This window comes from Aquabacterium sp. (assembly GCF_041915145.1).
Lineage (GTDB): Bacteria > Pseudomonadota > Gammaproteobacteria > Burkholderiales > Burkholderiaceae_C > Aquabacterium.
Genome location: NZ_JAYSBZ010000025.1, coordinates 13,982 through 33,289, shown reverse-complemented (window position 1 = coordinate 33,289; position 19,308 = coordinate 13,982). Strand labels below are relative to the sequence as shown.

The 19,308-nt window shown below is 66.9% G+C and carries 17 protein-coding genes; 13 read left to right on the top strand and 4 right to left on the bottom strand.

Going from position 1 to position 19,308, the window contains the following annotated elements; genetic code table 11:
- Window positions 1–333, top strand: coding sequence for a hypothetical protein (locus ACE3SS_RS06780; RefSeq protein WP_374592406.1), 333 nt, complete (start codon window positions 1–3; stop codon window positions 331–333).
- Window positions 334–358: 25 nt separating this feature from the next.
- On the opposite strand, the gene def is transcribed toward ACE3SS_RS06780, so the two are convergent.
- Genes def through smc form a run of 4 tightly spaced genes read right to left on the bottom strand, consistent with a single transcriptional unit; the run spans window position 359 to window position 7,654 of the window.
- On the bottom strand, window positions 359–895 hold the full coding sequence (gene def / locus ACE3SS_RS06775) for a peptide deformylase (RefSeq protein WP_374592405.1): 537 nt from the start codon (window positions 893–895) through the stop codon (window positions 359–361).
- A 3-nt stretch (window positions 896–898) separates the two neighbouring features.
- A complete protein-coding gene (ligA, locus tag ACE3SS_RS06770; protein ID WP_374592415.1) occupies window positions 899–2,989 on the bottom strand; it encodes an NAD-dependent DNA ligase LigA in 2,091 nt (696 codons plus the stop codon).
- 27 nt (window positions 2,990–3,016) lie between these two features.
- A complete protein-coding gene (locus tag ACE3SS_RS06765) occupies window positions 3,017–4,114 on the bottom strand; it encodes a cell division protein FtsZ (protein WP_374592404.1) in 1,098 nt (365 codons plus the stop codon).
- Between the two features lie 24 nt (window positions 4,115–4,138).
- Window positions 4,139–7,654 (bottom strand): chromosome segregation protein SMC, encoded by a 3,516-nt coding sequence (smc, locus tag ACE3SS_RS06760; protein ID WP_374592403.1) that lies wholly within the window; start codon window positions 7,652–7,654, stop codon window positions 4,139–4,141.
- A 230-nt stretch (window positions 7,655–7,884) separates the two neighbouring features.
- On the opposite strand from smc, the gene queF reads away from it, so the two are divergent.
- From queF to ACE3SS_RS06700, 12 genes are all read left to right on the top strand, one after another.
- Window positions 7,885–8,316 carry a preQ(1) synthase gene (gene queF, locus ACE3SS_RS06755; RefSeq protein WP_374592402.1) on the top strand — a complete coding sequence of 144 codons (432 nt, stop codon included), beginning with the start codon at window positions 7,885–7,887 and terminating at the stop codon, window positions 8,314–8,316.
- A gap of 97 nt (window positions 8,317–8,413) precedes the next feature.
- Window positions 8,414–9,634, top strand: coding sequence for a succinyldiaminopimelate transaminase (dapC, locus tag ACE3SS_RS06750; RefSeq protein ID WP_374592401.1), 1,221 nt, complete (start codon window positions 8,414–8,416; stop codon window positions 9,632–9,634).
- The gene (dapD, locus tag ACE3SS_RS06745) at window positions 9,631–10,452 is read left to right on the top strand and encodes a 2,3,4,5-tetrahydropyridine-2,6-dicarboxylate N-succinyltransferase (protein ID WP_374592400.1); all 822 of its coding nucleotides are present in this window, start codon (window positions 9,631–9,633) and stop codon (window positions 10,450–10,452) included. Before dapC ends, dapD begins: the two co-directional genes overlap by 4 nt.
- A 44-nt stretch (window positions 10,453–10,496) precedes the next feature.
- A complete protein-coding gene (locus ACE3SS_RS06740) occupies window positions 10,497–11,678 on the top strand; it encodes a PilT/PilU family type 4a pilus ATPase (RefSeq protein ID WP_374592399.1) in 1,182 nt (393 codons plus the stop codon).
- Window positions 11,679–11,711: 33 nt separating this feature from the next.
- Entirely contained in the window at window positions 11,712–12,863 is a 1,152-nt protein-coding gene (dapE, locus tag ACE3SS_RS06735) for a succinyl-diaminopimelate desuccinylase (protein WP_374592398.1), read from the top strand.
- A gap of 5 nt (window positions 12,864–12,868) precedes the next feature.
- Window positions 12,869–13,738, top strand: a complete 870-nt coding sequence (prmB, locus tag ACE3SS_RS06730) for a 50S ribosomal protein L3 N(5)-glutamine methyltransferase (protein WP_374592397.1) — start codon at window positions 12,869–12,871, stop codon at window positions 13,736–13,738.
- Window positions 13,739–13,768: 30 nt separating this feature from the next.
- A complete protein-coding gene (locus ACE3SS_RS06725) occupies window positions 13,769–15,751 on the top strand; it encodes an ABC-F family ATP-binding cassette domain-containing protein (RefSeq protein WP_374592396.1) in 1,983 nt (660 codons plus the stop codon).
- A gap of 156 nt (window positions 15,752–15,907) precedes the next feature.
- Entirely contained in the window at window positions 15,908–16,633 is a 726-nt protein-coding gene (locus tag ACE3SS_RS06720; protein ID WP_374592395.1) for a C40 family peptidase, read from the top strand.
- 85 nt (window positions 16,634–16,718) lie between these two features.
- Entirely contained in the window at window positions 16,719–17,843 is a 1,125-nt protein-coding gene (moaA, locus tag ACE3SS_RS06715) for a GTP 3',8-cyclase MoaA (protein ID WP_374592394.1), read from the top strand.
- A gap of 30 nt (window positions 17,844–17,873) precedes the next feature.
- A complete protein-coding gene (gene mobA, locus ACE3SS_RS06710; RefSeq protein ID WP_374592393.1) occupies window positions 17,874–18,458 on the top strand; it encodes a molybdenum cofactor guanylyltransferase MobA in 585 nt (194 codons plus the stop codon).
- The gene (locus ACE3SS_RS06705; protein ID WP_374592392.1) at window positions 18,455–19,000 is read left to right on the top strand and encodes a GNAT family N-acetyltransferase; all 546 of its coding nucleotides are present in this window, start codon (window positions 18,455–18,457) and stop codon (window positions 18,998–19,000) included. Before mobA ends, ACE3SS_RS06705 begins: the two co-directional genes overlap by 4 nt.
- On the top strand, window positions 18,897–19,280 hold the full coding sequence (locus ACE3SS_RS06700) for a cysteine-rich CWC family protein (RefSeq protein WP_374592391.1): 384 nt from the start codon (window positions 18,897–18,899) through the stop codon (window positions 19,278–19,280). The genes ACE3SS_RS06705 and ACE3SS_RS06700 overlap by 104 nt, the downstream gene beginning before the upstream one ends.
- Window positions 19,281–19,308: the final 28 nt, after the last annotated feature.

Below are 19,308 nucleotides of genomic sequence, written 5' to 3'. Positions count from 1 at the left end.
ATGGCTTTGCAACGTGCTGTTTCTGGCGAGGTGATCGACGCCGCGCCCTTGGGATCGCAATTGGGCGAGGCGCGCACCACGGCGCTGATCAAAACCAGCGATCTCGAAGTAATTCGCCTGGTTCTGCCGCGCGAGCGCTCGCTGCCCTCGCACAAGGTGCCCGGCACCATCACGATCCACTGCATCGAAGGCTGCGTCGAGGTGACCCATTCGAGCGTCACGATGCTGCGGCCGCAGCAAATGCTGCTGCTCGATGGTGGTCAACCGCACGCGCTGCGCGCGCTCGAAGACTCGTCGCTGCTGGTGACGATCGTGCTGCGCCCCGCGCGCTGAGGCCTCCCAGGCTGACGATGCAAGCTCAGTCGTCGGCCGGCGCGTCCAACCCCGGGAACAGCACTTCGGTGTAGCCAAAGCGCGAGAAGTCGCGCACCCGCATCGGGTAAAGCTTGCCGATCAGGTGATCGCACTCGTGCTGCACCACCCGGGCATGAAAGCCCTCGGCCTCGCGCTCGATGGGCTGGCCCAGCGGGTCGAAGCCTGTGTAGCGGATGCGCGTGAAGCGCGGCACCACGCCGCGCAGCCCCGGCACGCTAAGGCACCCTTCCCAGCCCTCTTCCTCGTCGGCAGACAGCGGCGTGACCACCGGGTTGAGCAGCACCGTGCGCGGCACGGGCGGCGCGTCGGGGTAGCGCTCGCTCTGGTCGAAACCAAAGATCACCAGCGCCAGGTCCACGCCGATCTGCGGTGCGGCCAAGCCCACGCCACCGGCGGCGGCCATGGTGTCGAACAGGTCGGCGATCAGCGCATGCAGCTCGGGCGTGTCGAAGGCCAGCACCTGCTGAGCCACGCGCAGCAAGCGCGGATCGCCCATTTTCAAGATCTCGCGCACGGCCATGGCTCACTCCTGGGCTGGCGGCGAACCCGACGCCAGCAAGGCTTGCAGGCCGGCTTCGTCCAGCACCGTCACGCCCAGCTCTTGGGCCTTGGTCAGCTTGCTGCCGGCTTCGGTGCCCGCCACCACGTAATCGGTCTTCTTGGACACCGACCCCGCCACCTTGCCGCCGGCCGCTTCGATAAGCTCCTTGGTCGCATCGCGCGACAGCGTCGGCAGCGTGCCGGTCAGCACCAGCGTCTTGCCGGCCAGCGGCTTGGGCGCGTCGGCAGCGGGCTCGCCTTCGGGCCACGTCAGGCCAGCCGCGCGCAGTTGCTCGACCACCTCGCGGTTGTGCGGCTGGTCGAAGAACGTACGAATGCTCTGCGCCACTACCGGGCCGACATCGTTCACCTCGAGCAGTTGCTCGACGGTCGCGTCGAGGATGCGATCGAGCGTGCCGAAGTGCCGTGCCAGGTCCTTGGCCGTCGCCTCGCCCACGTGGCGGATGCCCAGGCCGTAGAGAAAGCGCGGCAGCGTGGTCTGCTTGGACTTGTCGAGCGCGTCCACCACGTTCTGTGCGCTTTTCTCGGCCATGCGATCGAGCGCGGCGAGCTTGAACACGCCCAGCTTGTAGAGCTCGGGCAGCGTGCGGATCAGGCCGCCGTCCACCAGTTGATCGACCAGCTTCTCGCCCAGGCCTTCAACGTCGAGCGCGCGGCGCTGCGCAAAGTGCAGGATGGCCTGCTTGCGTTGCGCCGGGCAGAACAGGCCGCCGCTGCAGCGGTGGTTCATCTCGCCGGGCTCGCGCACCACCGCGCTGCCGCAGATCGGGCAGGCCGTGGGCATGCGGAAGTTGAGCACGTAGCTCGCCCGCTCGGTCGCCACGATGCCCACCACCTCGGGGATCACATCGCCCGCGCGGCGCACGATCACGGTGTCGCCCACCCGCACCTTCTTGCGGCGCAGCTCGAACAGGTTGTGTAGCGTGGCATTGGTCACCGTGACGCCGCCCACGAACACCGGCTTGAGCCGCGCCACCGGTGTGAGCTTGCCGGTGCGCCCCACCTGCACGTCAATGGCTTCGACCTGCGTGAGCTGCTCCTGCGCCGGGTATTTGTGCGCCACCGCCCAGCGCGGCTCGCGGGTCACGAAACCCAGGCGCTGCTGCAAAGCCAGGCTGTTGACCTTGTAGACCACGCCGTCGATGTCGAACGGCAGCTGGTCACGCTTGGCGCCGATCTCGCGGTGGAAGGCCACCAGGCCCGCGGCGCCTTGCACCACGCGCCGGTCGGCGCACACCGGCAGGCCCAACGCCTGCAAGGCGTCGAGCACGCCGCTGTGAGTAGCGGGCTGGCCCCAGCCCTGCACCTCGCCGAGGCCATAAGCAAAGAAGGACAGCGGGCGCTGCGCCGCGATGCCGGGGTCGAGCTGACGCACCGCTCCGGCCGCCGCGTTGCGCGGGTTGACGAAGGTCTTGTCGCCACGCTCGCGTTGGCGCTCGTTCAGCGCCTCGAAGTCGTCGCGTCGCATGTAGACCTCGCCGCGTACTTCGAGCACCGCAGGCAGCACACCACCCGAGTCGTTCAGCTTCAGCGGTATCTGGCCGATCGTGCGGATGTTCTGCGTGACGTCTTCACCCAGCTCGCCATCACCGCGCGTGGCAGCCTGCACCAGCACGCCGGCCTCGTAGCGCAGGTTGATCGCCAGGCCATCGAACTTGAGTTCGCAGGCGTACTCGACAGGCGCGGCGGCCTCGTCCAGCTCCAGCTCGCGACGCACGCGGGCGTCGAAGGCCTCGGCGCCGGTCGCTTCGGTATCGGTTTCGGTGCGGATCGACAGCATCGGCACCACGTGGCGCACGGTGGCAAAGCCGTCGAGCACCTTGCCCAGCACGCGCTGGGTGGGCGAGTCGGGCGTCAGCAGCTCGGGGTGCGCCGCCTCGATGGCCTGCAGCTCGCGAAACAGCCGGTCGTACTCGGCGTCCGGGATCTCCGGTTCGTCGAGCACGTAGTAGCGATGGGCGTGGTGGTGCAGCTGGGCTCGCAGCTCGGCCGCGCGGTCACGGGCCGACTGGGCAGAGTCAAGCGTGGGCACCGCGTCGGGCCCACCAAACATGTCGTGTTGCGACATGGCGCCTCCCGACTACGAGAACAGGCGCCGCGCGGCCTGCGAGCCGGCCGCCAAGTCGCGCGAGGCCAGGGCCTCGTACAGGCGGGCCAGCTCTTTGCCGATCGAGTCGAAAGCCTGCGGCGGCAGCGGGTTGCCGGCGTCGTCGGCGATGTGGGCGTCCAGCGCCTGAGCCAGCGCCTCGCCCGCCGCGCGCCACGCCAGAAAGGGCTCATGCTCGGGCGCCGTCTGTGGCACGTCGAACGCCAACGACAACTCGCGCACGGCCGACTGGTTGCCTTCTTCGGCATACGCGGCTTGCGCGTCGAAGGTCAGCGTGAGGATGGGGGGCGCGCCCTCTTCGTGGGCCGGCAGCACCAGCCGCCCCGGGATCACGCCAGGCACGAAGCCGTGGCGAGCCGCATGTTGCTGCAAGTAGCCGGGCGACCAGGCGCTGGTGCGCGCCACCAGGCGCATCGCCAGTTGGGCATCGTGCTCGCTGGCAAAGATGTCGAGCTCGCGGCCGCGTGCAACCACCTCAAGCATGTCGGGCGAGTCGAGCGACGCGCCAATGGCATCGGCAAAGGCCTGCAGCTTTTGCACAAACTCGGAATACTCGATCTCGTTGATCGCACCGGTGCGGTTGGCCAGTTGCACGCCGCCCTGGAATTCGCCATAGCGATGCCCGGCTTGCGGGGGCTCCCAGGCGCCGGTTTCGGTGTCGAGCCCTTCGATGAAGAACGGCTTGCCGCCGGCGCGCCGCGTGGTGGGCAGGTGCGCCAGGGCTTGCTCGCCGCTGACCGGTGACTCGAGCGCCAAGGTGGTCAGCGCATCGATCAACGGGTCGAGCCGCGGCACGTAGCGGCGCACCACCGGCGCCGCGAGGGGCTCGGGCGCGGCCGTCGCGGCAGCCGCGTCCTCGGCAGCCAGGGGGTTGGGCACGGTCGGGATCTCGTCCGTCGAGTCGAACACCGGGTCGAGCTGCTGCTTGGCCTGGGGAGCGTCGGCATCAGCCGGGGTGGTGACCGAGCGCACGCCGGTCTTGCGCGCTGTCCAGGTGTTGTAGGCCACCAGGCCCGCCAGCCCCAAGCCGCCGAGTACCGCGAGCGACAGTTGGAGGGATCCGCTACTCATCGCTTGATTCCTTTGATGTGCAACTCAGGCCGCTTCGGCCATGTTCAGGGCGGCTTCCATGTCCACCGCCACGATACGTGACACGCCCTGCTCTTGCATGGTCACGCCAATGAGTTGCTCGGCCATTTCCATGGCGATCTTGTTGTGCGAAATGAAGAGGAACTGCGTCGCCCCCGACATGCTCTTGACCAGCCGCGCGTAACGCTCGGTGTTGGCATCGTCGAGCGGCGCGTCCACTTCGTCGAGCAGGCAGAACGGCGCGGGGTTGAGCTGGAAGATGGCAAACACCAGCGCGATGGCGGTGAGCGCCTTCTCGCCACCCGACAGCAGGTGGATGGTGCTGTTCTTCTTGCCCGGCGGCTGCGCCATGACCTGCACGCCCGAGTCGAGAATTTCGTCGCCCGTCATCACGAGCTTGGCCTGCCCGCCGCCGAACAGGCTGGGGAACATGCGGCCGAAGTGCTCGTTGACGGTGTTGAAGGTGCCGCCCAGCAGGTCGCGCGTTTCGAGGTCGATCTTGTGGATCGCGTCTTCGAGCGTGCTGATGGCGTCGTTCAGGTCGGCCGACTGCGAATCGAGGAAACCCTTGCGCTCGCTAGCGGCGGTGAGCTCGTCGAGCGCCGCCAGGTTGACGGCACCCAGGGCGTTGATCTCGCGCTGGATGCGGTCGATCTCGGTCTGCAGGCCGTAGAGCTTGACGCTGCCTTCTTCGACGCTGCGGGCCAGGGCTTCAAGATCGACCTCGGCTGCGGTGAGCTGCTCGAGGTATTGCGCGCCGCCCAGCTGGGCCGCCTGCTCTTCGAGTTGCAGCTTGGTGATCTGCTCGCGCAGCGGCTCGAGGCTGCGCTCGAAGCTCAGGCGTTGCTCGTCGGCGCGGCGCAATTGGGCCGACAAGTCGTCGTAGCGAGCCCGCGTGGCGGCCAAGGCGCTTTCGCGCTCCAGCCGGATCGCCAACGCCTCTTCCAGCCCGGCCTGGGCGGCCACGTCGCTGAGCTGCGCCTGTTCTTGCCGCAGCTGCTCGGCCGAGGCTTCGTTGGCCTGCACCTGCTGCGCGGCCGTCTCGATCGAGCGTTGCAACTCGCCACGCCGTGCGGCCAGCGCGCGGGCGCTGAACTGCGCCTCTTGCGCCTGGCGCTCCAACGCCCGGCCTTGCTCGCGGGCCGTGGCCAGCTTGCGCTCGGCCTCCATCGTGCCCTCTTCGAGCTGGGCGTGGCGCTCTTGTGCGTCGCCCAGCGAGATGTCGAGCTCTTCGAAGCGGGCCTCGCCGGTGGCGCGGCGCTCGTTGAGGTCGTCAAGCTGCGCGTCGATCTCGGCCATTTCGCCGGCGATCTGGCTGCGGCGCGTGTTGGTCTGCTCAGCCTGCTGCGTCAGGCGCAAGGTCTCAACCTGCAATTGATGCGCGCGGCCCTGCTGCTCGCTGGTTTCGCGCCGCACCACAGCCAGACGCTGCGACGCATCGGTGTAGGCTGCCTCGGCGCGCACCAGGGCGCTGCGCGAGTCTTCGGAAATCAAAGCCTGGGCACGCAGCTGCTTTTCGAGGTTCTCGATCTCTTGCGCGCGGGCCAGCATGCCGGCCTGTTCGCTGTCGGGGGCATAGAAGCTCACCGCGAACTGGCTCACGGCGTGGCCCGCGCGGGTCATGATGACCTCGCCATGCGTGAGCTTGCTGCGGCTGGCCAGGGCCTCGTCCAGGGACTCGGCGGTGTAGACGCCTTCCAGCCAGTCCGTCAGCAAGGCCTTGAGACCGGCGTCGGTCAGGCGCAGCAGATCCGACAAGCGCGGCAGCGTCTGATGCGTGTTGACCACCGCCCCCGACGGCACCGTGTAGAACGCCAGCTTGGCCGGCGGCGCATCGTGCTCGAAGGCCTTGACCGTTTCGACGCGACCCACCTCGAGTGCGTTGAGCCGCTCGCGCAGCGCCGATTCGAGCGCGTTTTCCCAGCCAGGCTCGATGTGGATGCGCGTCCACAGCCCGCTCAGACTGTCCAGACCGTGCTTGGCCAGCCAGGGCTTGAGCTTGCCTTCGGTCTGCACTTTTTCTTGCAAGGCGCGCAGGGCTTCGAGCCGCGCGGCCAGGTCGGCTTGCTTGGCGGCCTGGGCGTTGACGTCGTCTTGCTTGGTGCGGCGGTCTTCGTCGAGCGCGGGCACCGATTCGGTCAAGTCGGCCAATTGGGCTTCGGCAATCGCCAACGTCTCTTGCGCCGCTTCGAGCTGCTGCTTCAGGTCGGCCAGGCGGGCTTCGTCGGGCGTGGCCAAGCCTTGCTTCTCGGTCGCCAGACGTTCACGGCGCAGGTTGAGCTGGCGCATCTGGTCGTCGATGTTGCGCGACTCGGCGGCCAGCAATTGGATCTGCTGCTGCACTTGAGTCACCGACGCGCGTTGCTCGTTGGCCCGGTTGCCCGCCGCCCGCACGGCGTCTTCGAAATTGGGCAGGTTGGCGGCGAGTTCTTCGGCCTGGGCCGCCAGGATCTCGGCCTGCTCCTCGGCTGCGGCGATCTGTTCGGCAATCGTTTCGAGCTCGGCAGACGCTTCGGCCTGGCGCTCACCCCACTGCTCGTTTTGCCCCTTGAGCTCGGCCAGCCGCTGCTCGACGCGCTGGCGGCCTTCGACCACGTAGCGGATGCGCTCTTCGAGTCGGCTCACTTCAAGCGCCGCGTCAGACAACACCCCTTGCGCCACGTGCAGCTCGTCGCTGGCGGCGTAGTGGTCTTGCCGCACGTGTTCGAGCTCGGCCTCGACGTGGCGCAACTCGGCCAGACGGCCTTCGAGCGCGTTGGTGGCCTCGCTCACGGCCTGCTTGACGCGGGCTTCTTCGGCTGCCGCGTCGCGGTGCTTCAAGAACCACAGCTGATGCAGCTTCAACGAGCCGGCTTCTTGCAGACCACGGTATTGCGCCGCCACCTCGGCCTGCTTTTCGAGCTTCTCGAGGTTGTTGTTGAGCTCGCGCAGGATGTCTTCGACGCGGGTCAGGTTTTCGCGCGTGTCTTTGAGCCGGTTCTCGGTCTCGCGACGGCGTTCTTTGTATTTGGATACGCCCGCAGCCTCTTCGAGAAACAGGCGCAGCTCTTCGGGCTTCGATTCGATGATGCGGCTGATGGTGCCCTGGCCGATGATGGCGTAGGCGCGCGGCCCCAGGCCGGTACCCAGGAAGACGTCTTGCACGTCGCGGCGGCGCACCGGCTGGTTGTTGATGAAATAGCTGCTGGTGCCGTCGCGGGTGAGCACGCGCTTGACGGCGATCTCGGCGAACTGGTTCCACTGTCCGCCGGCGCGCGAGTCTTCATTGCTGAACACCAGCTCGACGCTGGAGCGGCTGGCCGGCTTGCGGTTGCCCGAGCCGTTGAAGATCACGTCCTGCATCGACTCGCCACGCAGCTCGCTGGCCTTGCTCTCGCCCAGCACCCAGCGCACGGCGTCCATGATGTTGGACTTGCCGCATCCGTTGGGGCCCACCACGCCGACGAGCTGCCCGGGCAGCTGGAAGTTGGTGGGTTCGGCGAACGATTTGAAACCGGACAGCTTGATCGAATTCAGGCGCATGCTTCAAGAAAGGCCGAGGTGACCGCGCGTGGCCGACAGCCCGGCCATCACGGCACCGAGCGCCAACCAACTCGCCTAAGTCGTTGATTTATATGAAAATTCCCGCTCAAAGGCGGGAATAAACAGGCTTCAGATGATAGCATTGCGGTCTCCCCCAACCGCTCATACCCAGCCCGCCACGCGAGGCTGGTTTTGTCATGGCACGAAACACCCCTCCCAAGCAGCGCCCCATGCCGCCGAACCCGCCGTCGGCCCCCAGCAAAGAGCTGCATGTCTTCCCGAACCCGAGCCCGAAGCGCGATTACGTGATCCAGTTCCAGGTGCCCGAGTTCACCTGCCACTGCCCGCTGACCGGTCAACCCGACTTCGCCCACTTCACCATCGACTGCATCGCCGACGAGCTCTGCCTCGAGCTCAAGAGCCTGAAGATGTATATGTGGAGCTACCGCAACGAGGGCGCCTTCCACGAAAAGGTGACCAACGACATCCTCGATGACATCGTCAAGGCCATCAAGCCGCGCTTCCTGCGCATCACGGCCAAGTGGTACGTGCGCGGCGGCATCTACACCAACGTGGTGGTCGAGCACCGCAAGAAGGGCTGGAAGCCGCAGCCTGCAGTGACCCTGCCGGCGCACGACATGGAGCGCGGCCTGCTCGGTTGAGCCGCCCTCGTCGATCTGGCACGGCGTGCCGCAAGGTATCGACACATCCGAAATGCTGATCGGCAGCCGGCGGCATACCCAGAGATAATTCACCCTCATGAATCCGCTTTTATCCCGGCTGCAGCCCTACCCTTTCGAGCGGCTGCGAGAGCTCACCAAAGACGTCAGCCCGTCGGTAGACCATCAGCCCATCAGCCTGGGTATCGGCGAACCCAAACACCCCACGCCGCCGTTCATCCGCGACGCGCTCACCGCCTCGCTCGACGGCCTGGCCAGCTACCCTGCCACGGCCGGTGAGCCCGCCCTGCGCGAAGCCTGCGCCGCCTGGGTGCAGCGCCGCTACCAGGTCAAGCTCAACCCGGCCACGCAGATCCTGCCCGTCAACGGCTCGCGCGAGGCCTTGTTCTCGCTGGCGCAAACCGTGATCGACCCCACCCAGCACGCCGAGCGCGGCGGCCCGGTGGTCGTCTGCCCGAACCCGTTCTATCAAATCTACGAGGGGGCCGCGCTGCTGGGCGGCGCCTCGGTGGCCTTTGCCAACTCCGACCCCGCCCGCAACTTCGCGGCCGACTGGTCCGCCATTGACGACGCCACCTGGGCGCGCACCCAGTTGCTCTACGTCTGCTCGCCCGGCAACCCGACCGGCGCGGTGATGCCGCTGAGCGAGTGGGAGCGCCTGTTCGCCCTGAGCGACCGCCACGGCTTCGTGATCGCCTCGGACGAGTGCTACTCGGAAATCTACTTCCGCGACGAAGCGCCGCTCGGCGGGCTCGAGGCCGCGCTCAAGCTGGGGCGCACCGACTTCAAGAACCTCGTCATGCTCACCAGCCTGTCGAAGCGCTCGAACGTGCCCGGCATGCGCTCGGGCTTCGTGGCGGGTGACGCGGCCATCCTCAAGGCCTTCCTGCTCTACCGCACCTACCACGGCAGCGCCATGAGCCCGGCCGTGCAGCGCGCCAGCGTGGCCGCCTGGAGCGACGAAACCCACGTGGTGGACAACCGCGAGCTGTACCGTCGCAAATTCGAGACCGTCACGCCCACCCTGAGCAAGGTCATGGACGTCGCCCTGCCCGATGCCGCGTTCTACCTGTGGGCCAAGGTGCCGGCCCACGTGTGCGGCGGCTCCGACACCACCTTCGCTCGCGATCTGCTGGCTCAATACAATGTGGCGGTTCTGCCCGGCAGCTATCTGGCCCGCGAGGCCCACGGCGTCAACCCCGGCGCCGGCCGCGTACGCATGGCGCTGGTAGCGGGCGCCGACGAATGCGTCGAGGCCGCCCGGCGCATCGTTTCTTTCATCCAGAGTTATTCAGCATGACCCAAGATCTGCGATCCATCATCGACGCCGCGTGGGACAACCGCGCCAGCCTCAACCCCAGCTCGGTGCCCACCGAAGTGCGCGGCGCCGTCGGCCACGTGCTGAACGACCTGGACGCGGGCAAGCTGCGCGTGGCCGAGAAGATCGACGGCCAGTGGGTGACCCACCAATGGATCAAGAAGGCCGTGCTGCTGAGCTTTCGCCTCAACGACAACGTTGAAATGCGCTCGGGCGAGCTGGCCTTCTTCGACAAGGTCCCGACCAAGTTCAGCGGCCTGACCGAAGAGCAGTTCCGCGACCTGGGCGTGCGCGTGGTGCCGCCGGCCGTGGCCCGCCGCGGCAGCCACCTGGCCAAGAACGTGATCCTGATGCCGTCTTACGTAAACATCGGCGCCTACGTCGGTGAGGGCACGATGGTCGATACCTGGGCCACCGTCGGTTCGTGCGCCCAGATCGGCAAGAACGTCCACCTGTCGGGCGGCGTGGGCATCGGCGGCGTGCTCGAACCGCTGCAGGCCAACCCGACCATCATCGAAGACAACTGCTTCATCGGCGCGCGCTCCGAAATCGTCGAAGGCGTGATCGTCGAAGAAAACTCGGTCATCTCGATGGGCGTGTATATCGGTCAAAGTACCAAAATTTACGACCGCGCCACGGGCGAAGTGAGTTACGGTCGAGTACCCGCCGGTTCGGTGGTCGTGAGCGGCTCGCTGCCCAGCCCCGATGGCAAGTACAGCCTGTATTGCGCCGTGATCGTCAAGCGAGTCGACGCGCAAACCCGCGCCAAGACCAGCATCAACGATCTGCTGCGCGCCTGATCGGGGCGCAGCGCCCGGTACCAACCCAATACAAGGAGGCATTGATGAGCGGTGGCAACATGGAGCGCGTGCTCCGGCTGATGGTCGAAAAGCGCGCGTCCGACGTGTTCCTCTCGGCCAACACGCCCATCCTCATCAAGATCCACGGGCAGATGCTGCAGCTGACCGACCAGTCGCTGACGCCGCAGCAGCCGCGCCAGCTGCTGAGCGAGATGCTCACGCCGTCGCAGATGGAAGAACTCGACGACACCGGCGAGCTCAACATGGGCATCACGCTGCCCGGCTTCGCGATCTTCCGCCTGAGCGCGTTCAAGCAGCGCGGTTCGGTGGCGGCGGTGTTCCGCTACATCCCGTCCGACATCCCCGAGCTCAGCACGCTCAACCTGCCCGAGGTGCTGCAGACGCTGATCCTCGAAAAGCGCGGCCTGATCCTGCTGGCCGGCGCCACCGGCACCGGCAAGAGCACGACGCTGGCGTCGATGCTCGAATACCGCAACCAGCGCATGACGGGGCACATCCTGACGATCGAAGATCCGATGGAGTTCTTGTTCAGCAACAAGAAGTCGGTGGTCAACCAGCGCGAGGTCGGGCGAGACACCCACTCGCTGCAGATCGGCCTGAAGAACGCGCTGCGCCAGGCGCCTGACTGCATCCTGATCGGCGAAATCCGCGACCGCGAAACCATGACCTCGGCCATCTCGTATGCGCTGTCAGGCCACTTGGTGCTGTCGACCCTGCACGCCAACAACAGCTATCACGCGCTGGGCCGGATCCTGTCGTTCTACACGCCCGAAGCTCGCCCGGCCTTGCTGAGCGACTTGGCGGCGGGCCTCAAGGCCGTGGTCTCGCAACGGCTGCTGCGCTCCACCGCCGGTGGTCGCGTGCCGGCTGTCGAGGTGATGCTCAACACCAAGCACGTGTCCGAGTTGATCGAGCGCGGTGATTTCACCTCGATCAAGGAGGCGATGGACAAGTCGCTCGCTGAAGGCTCCCAGACCTTCGAGCAAGAGCTGGCACGCCTCATCACCGAGGGCCACATCACCCGCGACGAGGGCCTGGCCTACGCCGATTCGCCGACCAACCTGATGTGGCGCTTGCAAAACGCCACCACGACGCAATCGAAGATCGTGCCGCAGAAGGAAGACGTGAGCGAAGGCCCGTCGTTCACCGAGATCCAGCTCGACGTGCGCCCCGACGACCGCGGGTTCTCCACCACGCGTTATTGACCCTGAGGCGCCTCGTCGGCGCCGTGCTGCAAGATGAATTCGACCCTGCGCCTGACCGAGGCCCTGATCGCCCGTCCCTCGGTCACCCCCGACGACGCGGGTTGCCTGCCGCTGATTGCCGAACGCCTCACCCCGCTCGGATTTGTCTGCGAGACGCTGACCTTCGGCCCTGCGAACGCCCCCGTCACCAATCTGTGGGCACGCCGCACGGGCACGGCTGGCGCGGCCGGCACCACCCTGGTCTTCGCCGGTCACACCGACGTGGTGCCCACCGGACCGCTGGAGCGCTGGTCGTCCGACCCCTTCGTGCCCAGCCATCGCGACGGTCTGCTCTATGGCCGTGGCGCGGCCGACATGAAGACTTCGCTGGCGGCCATGGTGGTGGCGGTCGAAGAATTCGTCGCCGCCCACCCGCAGCATGCCGGCTCCATCGCCTTCTTGCTGACCAGCGACGAAGAAGGCCCCTCGGTGGACGGCACCGTGAAGGTGTGCGAGTGGCTGCAGCAGCGCGGCGAGCGGCTCGATTGCTGCATCGTCGGCGAGCCGACCTCGGTGCACCAACTGGGCGACATGATCAAGAACGGTCGGCGCGGCTCGCTGTCGGGCAAGCTCACCGTCAAGGGCGTGCAGGGCCACATCGCCTACCCGCATCTGGCCGACAACCCGATCCACAAGCTTGCGCCGGCCCTGGCCGAGCTCACCGCGATCACCTGGGACGCCGGCAACGAGCACTTTCCGCCAACCAGCTGGCAGGTGTCGAACGTCCACGCCGGCACCGGCGCCACGAATGTGATCCCGGGTGAGCTGGTGCTCGACTTCAACTTCCGCTTCTCGACCGAGTCGACTCCCGAGCAGCTGCAGCAGCGGGTTCATGCGGTGCTCGATGCACACGGCCTCAGCTACGACCTCGCCTGGACGCTGGGCGGGCGCCCCTTCCTGACGCGCCCCGGCACCCTGATCGAAGCCATCAGCGGCGCGATCCAGCAGGTGACGGGCGTGTGCACCGAGCTGTCGACGTCCGGTGGCACGTCGGATGGACGCTTCATTGCGCAGATCTGCCCGGAAGTGGTGGAGTTCGGCCCGGTGAACGCCAGCATCCACAAGATCGACGAGCATGTGGACGTGAGCAGCATCGAGCCGCTCAAAGACATTTACCGCCTCACCCTGGAGCGCCTGGTCTCGTGAACTCGATGTTGCCCTTGCTTGAATGCGTCGAACAGCAGGCCGCGCGCCTGGATGCCGCCGGCGTGGCATTCGGCCACGGCACCACCAACGCCTTCGACGAAGCCGCCTGGCTCGTGCTGTGGGCGCTGAAGTTACCCCTCGACGCGCTGGACGACGAAGCGCGCCGCCCGGTCACTCCGGACGAACAAGCGTCCATCGACACCCTTGTCGAGCAACGCATCAGCACCCGCAAGCCGGCGGCCTACCTCACGCATGAAGCGTGGCTGCAAGGCGTGCCGTTCTATGTGGATGAGCGCGTCATCGTGCCGCGCTCGTTCATCGCCGAGTTGCTGGCTGACGGCAGCATCGATGGCTGGTTGAGCGAGCAAACCCACCGGGTGCTCGACCTGTGCACCGGCAATGGCAGCCTGGCCGTGCTCGCCGCGATGGCCTACCCCGACGTGGTGGTGGACGCCGCCGACATCAGCGAAGACGCGCTGGCCGTGGCGCGCATCAATGTCGAGCGCCATGCGCTGACCGACCGCATCACCCTGCATCAGAGCAACCTGCTCGATGCCCTGCACGAACGCTACGACCTGATCCTGTGCAATCCGCCCTACGTCAACAGCACGTCGATGGCGGCCCTGCCAGACGAATACCGCGCCGAACCTGAGCTGGCCCTGGCCGGCGGCAGCGACGGCATGAATCTGGTTCGCCAACTGCTGCGCGACGCCCCCTCGCGCATGAGCGACGACGCTGTACTGGTGCTCGAGATCGGCAACGAGCGCGAGCACTTCGAGCGCGCCTTTTCGCATCTTGAAGCCTATTGGCTGGACACCAGCGCCGGCCACGACCAGGTGCTGCTGCTGACCCGCCAGGCCTTGCTGTCGCTTTGATTCGAGCCCGACTCTTTTCATGCGCCGTAAATGATCCAGCTGAAAAACCTCACCCTGCGCCGCGGCGCCAAGGTGATCCTCGATAACGTCACCCTCACTCTGCAACCCGGCGAGAAGATCGCCCTGGTGGGGCACAACGGCGCGGGCAAGTCGTCGCTGTTCGCCCTGCTCACGGGCCAGTTGCACGCCGATGGCGGCGACGCCGAGGTGCCCGCCCAGTGGCGCGTGGCCGAGGTGGCCCAGTCGATGCCCGAAACGGCCCAGCCCGCGACCGACTTCGTGATCGAAGGCGACACCCGCCTCACCCAGGCCCAGGCCGCCCTGGCGCGTGCCGAGCAAAGCGGCGACGGCCACGCCATCGCCGACGCCCACACCGCCCTGGCCGAGGCCAACGCGTTCGACGCCCGCTCGCGCGCCCAGGCCTTGCTGATGGGCCTGGGCTTCAAGGTCGAGCAGCTCGACGCGCCGGTCAACAGCTTCTCGGGCGGCTGGCGCATGCGCTTGCAGCTGGCCCGCGCGCTGATGTGTCCGGCCGACCTGCTGCTGCTCGACGAACCCACCAACCACTTGGACCTGGACGCCCTCGTCTGGCTCGAAGGCTGGCTCAAGCGCTTCGAGGGCACGCTGCTGGTGATCAGCCACGACCGCGAGTTTCTCGACGCCACCACCCGCGTCACGCTGCACCTCGACAAGCAGACGCTCACGCGCTATGGCGGCAACTACAGCGCGTTCGAGTTCATGCGCGCCGAGCGCCAGAGCCAGCAGCAGTCGGCCTTCGAGCGCCAGCAAGAAAAGATCGCCCAGCTCACGCGCTTCATCGACCGCTTCAAAGCCAAGGCCACCAAGGCCAAGCAGGCGCAAAGCCGGGTCAAGGCGCTCGAACGCATGGAAAAGCTCGCCCCCGTACTGGCCGCGCGGGAGTTCTCCTTCGAATTCCAGCCGCCGCCCAGTCTGCCCAACCCGATGCTGGCCTTGCGCGACATCACCTGCGGCTACCGCGGCGAGGCCGGCGACATCGCCATCGTCCACAAGGTCAATGCCTCAGTGCTGCCCGGTCAGCGCATCGGCATCCTGGGCGCCAACGGGCAAGGCAAGTCCACCCTGGTCAAGACCCTGGCGGGCGTGCAGCCGGCGCTCGCCGGCCAGATCACCGAGGGCAAGGGCCTGGCGATCGGCTACTTCGCGCAGCAGGAGCTCGACGTGCTGCGCCCCGACGAGGGCCCGCTGGCCCACATGATCCGGCTCGCCAAGCAGGTCAGCCCGCAGGCGCGCGAGCAAGAGCTGCGCGACTTCATCGGCCGCTTCAATTTCAGCGGCGACATGGCCACGCAGCCGGTCGGCACGATGTCCGGCGGCGAAAAGGCCCGCCTCGTGCTGGCGCTGCTGGTGTGGCAGCGCCCCAACCTGCTGCTGCTCGACGAACCGACCAACCACCTCGACCTGACCACCCGTGAAGCGCTCAGCGTGGCGCTCAATGAATTCGAGGGCACGGTGATGCTGGTCAGCCACGACCGCGCCCTGCTGCGCGAGGTGTGCGACGAGTTCTGGCTGGTGGCTGGCGGCGCGCTGCGCCCGTTCGACGGCGACCTGGACGACTACCAGCGCTGGCTGCAAGAGCAGGCCCGCGAGCAGGCCCGCGAGCAGGCCCGCGCCGCCGCCGAGGCCCGGCAAGCCACCCCGGCCGCGACCACGAACGGCGGCGGCACCACCCCGGACGGCGGCAACCGCAAGGACGAGCGCAAGGCCCAGGCCCAGGCCCGTCAGCGCCTGGCCGAGCAGACCAAGCCTCTGAAATCCGAAATGGGCAAGATCGAAACCCGGCTCGCGGCAGCGCAGTCCGAGTCCGAAGCCCTGACCGCCACGCTGTCGTCCGGCAGCCTGACGGGCGCTGAGCGTGCCGAGCAAGGGCGCAAACTCAAACAGTTGGGCGATGAAATCGAAACCCTCGAAACCCGCTGGCTTGAAATCACCGACCAAATCGAGCAAATCGCAGCCGCCCAAAATGCCGGCTGATGCCGCGAGATATTCACCGAAGCAAAACCCCCACTTGGCGGCCAATCGTTACCAAATGAATACCCTGATAAATGCTGCAAAATACGCGCCGTATTACGCAGTTATTACGGGTTCACCGGCTTGACGCATCCAAACGGCTTCCATACTCTCGCGCCCATGCATTTTCATTTGACGCGTGGCACCCCCTCCCTGCCGGCCAGGCCGTCGCGTCTGGTTGGGCGGGCTGCGGCTGCGGCGGCGCTGGTCTGGACAACCTCCGCCTGGGCGCAGTCGGCCACCCAGCCCGCGCCGGGTGCGGTGGTAGCGGCCACACCGGCCACCGCCGCCTCGGCCAGCAGCGAAGCAACCGGTGATCCGGTTGCGCGCTTCCTGCTCGACAAGGGCCTGATCGAGCCGGTCGCCAGCGGCGCCAAGGACATGGCCCGCCAAATGCGCGACAAAGCCGGCGACATGGCATCCGATCTGGTGCTGTCCGCAATGAACTTCCTGGGCGTTCCCTACCGCCGAGGTGGGCAGTCGGCCGAAAGCGGTTTCGACTGCAGCGGCTTCACCCGCTACATCTTTGAAAACAGCGTCGGTTTGGTGCTGCCCCGCCGCGCCGAAGAGCAAGCTCGCGCGCCTGGTCTGCTCGTCATCCCGCGCGACGAACTCAAGCCGGGTGATCTGGTGTTTTTCAACACCTTGCGCCACACGTTCTCGCACGTTGGCATCTACGTGGGCGACGACAAGTTCATCCACTCGCCCCGCGCAGGCGGCGAAGTACGCATCGAGGACATGCGCCTGGCCTACTGGACGCAGCGCTTCAATGGCGCACGCCGCGTGACCCAGCCCGCCAAGTCCGGCGTGGCTACCGCTTCGACAGAAGCGCCTTCCGTCCGCTAACTGGGTCGGCATAGTCCTTCTGGCCGACCCCAATTCCTAATCCTCGACAAGTTTCAGGGCACTGTCGCCGGGCACAATCGAGCCTATGAGTGAGCGCAATGTCCCCTTCGTCATTCCGCTGGTCGACGAGCGGCAGCGCGACCAGCAACGTCGCCTCCCCGTGATGGCCCCGGCGGCGCTCACGACGGCCAGCCCGGTGCTCGACACCCTGCACCGCCCCCTGCACGACCTGCGCATCTCGGTCACCGACCGCTGCAACTTCCGTTGCGGCTACTGCATGCCCCGCGCGGTCTATCGCGACCACCGCTTCCTGCCGCACGCCGAAGTGCTGAGCTTTGAAGAAATCACTCGCACCGCCCGCGTGTTTCTGAGCCTGGGCGTGCGAAAACTGCGGCTCACCGGCGGCGAACCGCTGATGCGCAAGGATCTCGAACGCCTGGTGGCGATGCTCGCCGAGTTGCGCACGCTCGACGGACAGCCCCCCGAACTCACGCTGACGACCAATGGCTCACTGTTGGCTCGAAAGGCGCAATCACTCAAGGATGCAGGTCTGCAACGCGTCACCGTGAGCCTGGACGCGCTCGACGACGCCATCTTCCGCCGCATGAATGACGCCGACTTCCCGGTGGCGGACGTGCTAGCCGGCATCGAGGCGGCGCAGAACGCGGGCTTGGCGCCGCTCAAGGTCAACATGGTGGTGCAGCGCAGCGTGAACGAGCAGCAGATCCTGCCGATGGCGCGCCACTTCCGCGGCACCGACATCGAATTGCGTTTCATCGAATTCATGGATGTCGGTTCGACCAACGGCTGGCGCCTCGACGACGTGCTGCCGTCCGACGAAATCGCGCGCCGCATCCACGCCGAGCACCCGCTGCTGCCCGTGGCGCACCCGCGCATCGGCGAAACCGCCCAACGCTATTGCTACGCCGACGGCTCGGGCTCGATCGGCGTGGTGTCGAGCGTGACCCGCGCGTTCTGTGGCGACTGCAACCGCGCCCGCCTGTCCACTGACGGGCAACTCTATCTGTGCCTTTTCGCCGACCAAGGCTACGACCTGCGCACCCTGCTGCGCGACGGCGCAGACGATGGCCTGCTGGCACGAGCCGTCACCGGCACCTGGTCCCAGCGCAGCGACCGCTACTCGCAGTTGCGTGGGCAGGCCACGCGCACCACCACCCGCAAGATCGAAATGAGCTTCATCGGCGGCTGAGCCCTCCGCGAAGCCCCAGCAACCCAATCCATGATCAAGCGCGCCGACATCACCGGCCTGGTGCTGGCCGGTGGCCAGGGCTCTCGCATGGGCGGACAAGACAAAGGCCTGATGCCGTATCGAGGCCAGCCTCTCGTTGCCCACGTGCTGCATCGCCTGTCTCCACAGGTGGCTCGGATGCTGGTGAGCGCCAACCGCCACCTCGACACCTATGAAGCGCTGGGCTCGGTCTACACCGCTACTGTCTGCCCCGACACTCTGCCCGACTACCCCGGCCCCCTCGCGGGTATGCTGGCTGGGTTGCGGCGTTGCGCCACGCCCTACCTTGCAGTGGTGCCGTGCGACACCCCGCATCTGCCGCTCGATCTGGTGGCCCGCTTGGCGCAAGCGGCCGCTCAAGACCAGGCACGCGCGGCTCTCGCCGTGGCCAACGGACGTCGTCAACCGGCGATGTGCCTGCTGCACGCCAGCCTGGCTGATGACCTGACTGACTATCTAGGCGCCGGCAACCGAAAGCTGGACGGATGCCTGGCGCGGTGGCAAGCTTGCGAAGTTTTGTTTGACGACGCCGACGCCTTCCGCAACTTCAACACGCCTGAACAACTCAACGCATGAACGCGCCAGAACCACGGACGTCGGTCCTGCGCCGACTCGGCCCCGCCGACTTGGCCGCCTACAAAGCCTTGCGGGACGACGGCTTGGCCCGCCACCCCGATGCCTTTGCCTCGGACGTCGAAACCGAGCACGCGCTCTCGCCCGAGAGCTACATCGTGCGCCTGGGCCTGTCCGACCCCCTGGGCGGCACCTTCTTGCTCGGCGCCTTCGAGGGCGATCTGCTGGTGGGTGCCGTCAGCCTGGAGCGAGAGTCGCTGCACAAGCTGCGCCACATCGCCAACCTCTCCAGCATGCTGGTGCGCCCCAGCCACGGCGGGCGAGGCATTGGTCGCGCCCTGCTGCAAAGTTGCATCGACCAGGCCAGCGCCGCCACCGGGCTGGAAATGCTCGCGCTCACGGTCTCGGTGAGCAGCACCTACGCCGTCAAGCTCTACCAGCATGCCGGCTTTCAGCGCTACGGCCTGCTGCCACGCGCCATCCGCATCGATGGGCCCAGGGGAGCCGAGTACTTCGACAAGGCCTACATGGTCTACTACCTTTGAGTGCCGCCTTGCGACGCGGCGCGCGTTTGCCGGTGATTCGCCGGTGACTCACCTGTGCCCGATCTGCGGGCAACCCAACCAGTGCGCCCGCGCGGCCCAGCCCGACCACTCGGCGGAGCCTGATGGCGCCTGCTGGTGTCAGGCGGTTCAGTTCGCTCCCGACGCCTTGAGCCGAGTGCCGACTGCCCAGCGGGGCTTGTCGTGCATCTGCGCACGCTGTGCGACCAAGAGCTCGCCGCCGTCGAGCATGCCGCTCCCCACTCGCGACAAGGGCGCTTGACCCCACCCCGGCATTTGCCGCTACATTA

Excerpts from the sequence above, each read along its gene's own strand:
- ACE3SS_RS06780 (WP_374592406.1), top strand. The coding sequence starts at position 1 with ATGGCTTTGCAACGTGCTGTTTCTGGCGAGGTGATCGACGCCGCGCCC.
- def (WP_374592405.1), bottom strand. The coding sequence starts at position 895 with ATGGCCGTGCGCGAGATCTTGAAAATGGGCGATCCGCGCTTGCTGCGC.
- ligA (WP_374592415.1), bottom strand. The coding sequence starts at position 2,989 with ATGTTTGGTGGGCCCGACGCGGTGCCCACGCTTGACTCTGCCCAGTCG.
- ACE3SS_RS06765 (WP_374592404.1), bottom strand. The coding sequence starts at position 4,114 with ATGAGTAGCGGATCCCTCCAACTGTCGCTCGCGGTACTCGGCGGCTTG.
- smc (WP_374592403.1), bottom strand. The coding sequence starts at position 7,654 with ATGCGCCTGAATTCGATCAAGCTGTCCGGTTTCAAATCGTTCGCCGAA.
- queF (WP_374592402.1), top strand. The coding sequence starts at position 7,885 with ATGCCGCCGAACCCGCCGTCGGCCCCCAGCAAAGAGCTGCATGTCTTC.
- dapC (WP_374592401.1), top strand. The coding sequence starts at position 8,414 with ATGAATCCGCTTTTATCCCGGCTGCAGCCCTACCCTTTCGAGCGGCTG.
- dapD (WP_374592400.1), top strand. The coding sequence starts at position 9,631 with ATGACCCAAGATCTGCGATCCATCATCGACGCCGCGTGGGACAACCGC.
- ACE3SS_RS06740 (WP_374592399.1), top strand. The coding sequence starts at position 10,497 with ATGAGCGGTGGCAACATGGAGCGCGTGCTCCGGCTGATGGTCGAAAAG.
- dapE (WP_374592398.1), top strand. The coding sequence starts at position 11,712 with ATGAATTCGACCCTGCGCCTGACCGAGGCCCTGATCGCCCGTCCCTCG.
- prmB (WP_374592397.1), top strand. The coding sequence starts at position 12,869 with ATGTTGCCCTTGCTTGAATGCGTCGAACAGCAGGCCGCGCGCCTGGAT.
- ACE3SS_RS06725 (WP_374592396.1), top strand. The coding sequence starts at position 13,769 with ATGATCCAGCTGAAAAACCTCACCCTGCGCCGCGGCGCCAAGGTGATC.
- ACE3SS_RS06720 (WP_374592395.1), top strand. The coding sequence starts at position 15,908 with ATGCATTTTCATTTGACGCGTGGCACCCCCTCCCTGCCGGCCAGGCCG.
- moaA (WP_374592394.1), top strand. The coding sequence starts at position 16,719 with ATGAGTGAGCGCAATGTCCCCTTCGTCATTCCGCTGGTCGACGAGCGG.
- mobA (WP_374592393.1), top strand. The coding sequence starts at position 17,874 with ATGATCAAGCGCGCCGACATCACCGGCCTGGTGCTGGCCGGTGGCCAG.
- ACE3SS_RS06705 (WP_374592392.1), top strand. The coding sequence starts at position 18,455 with ATGAACGCGCCAGAACCACGGACGTCGGTCCTGCGCCGACTCGGCCCC.
- ACE3SS_RS06700 (WP_374592391.1), top strand. The coding sequence starts at position 18,897 with ATGCCGGCTTTCAGCGCTACGGCCTGCTGCCACGCGCCATCCGCATCG.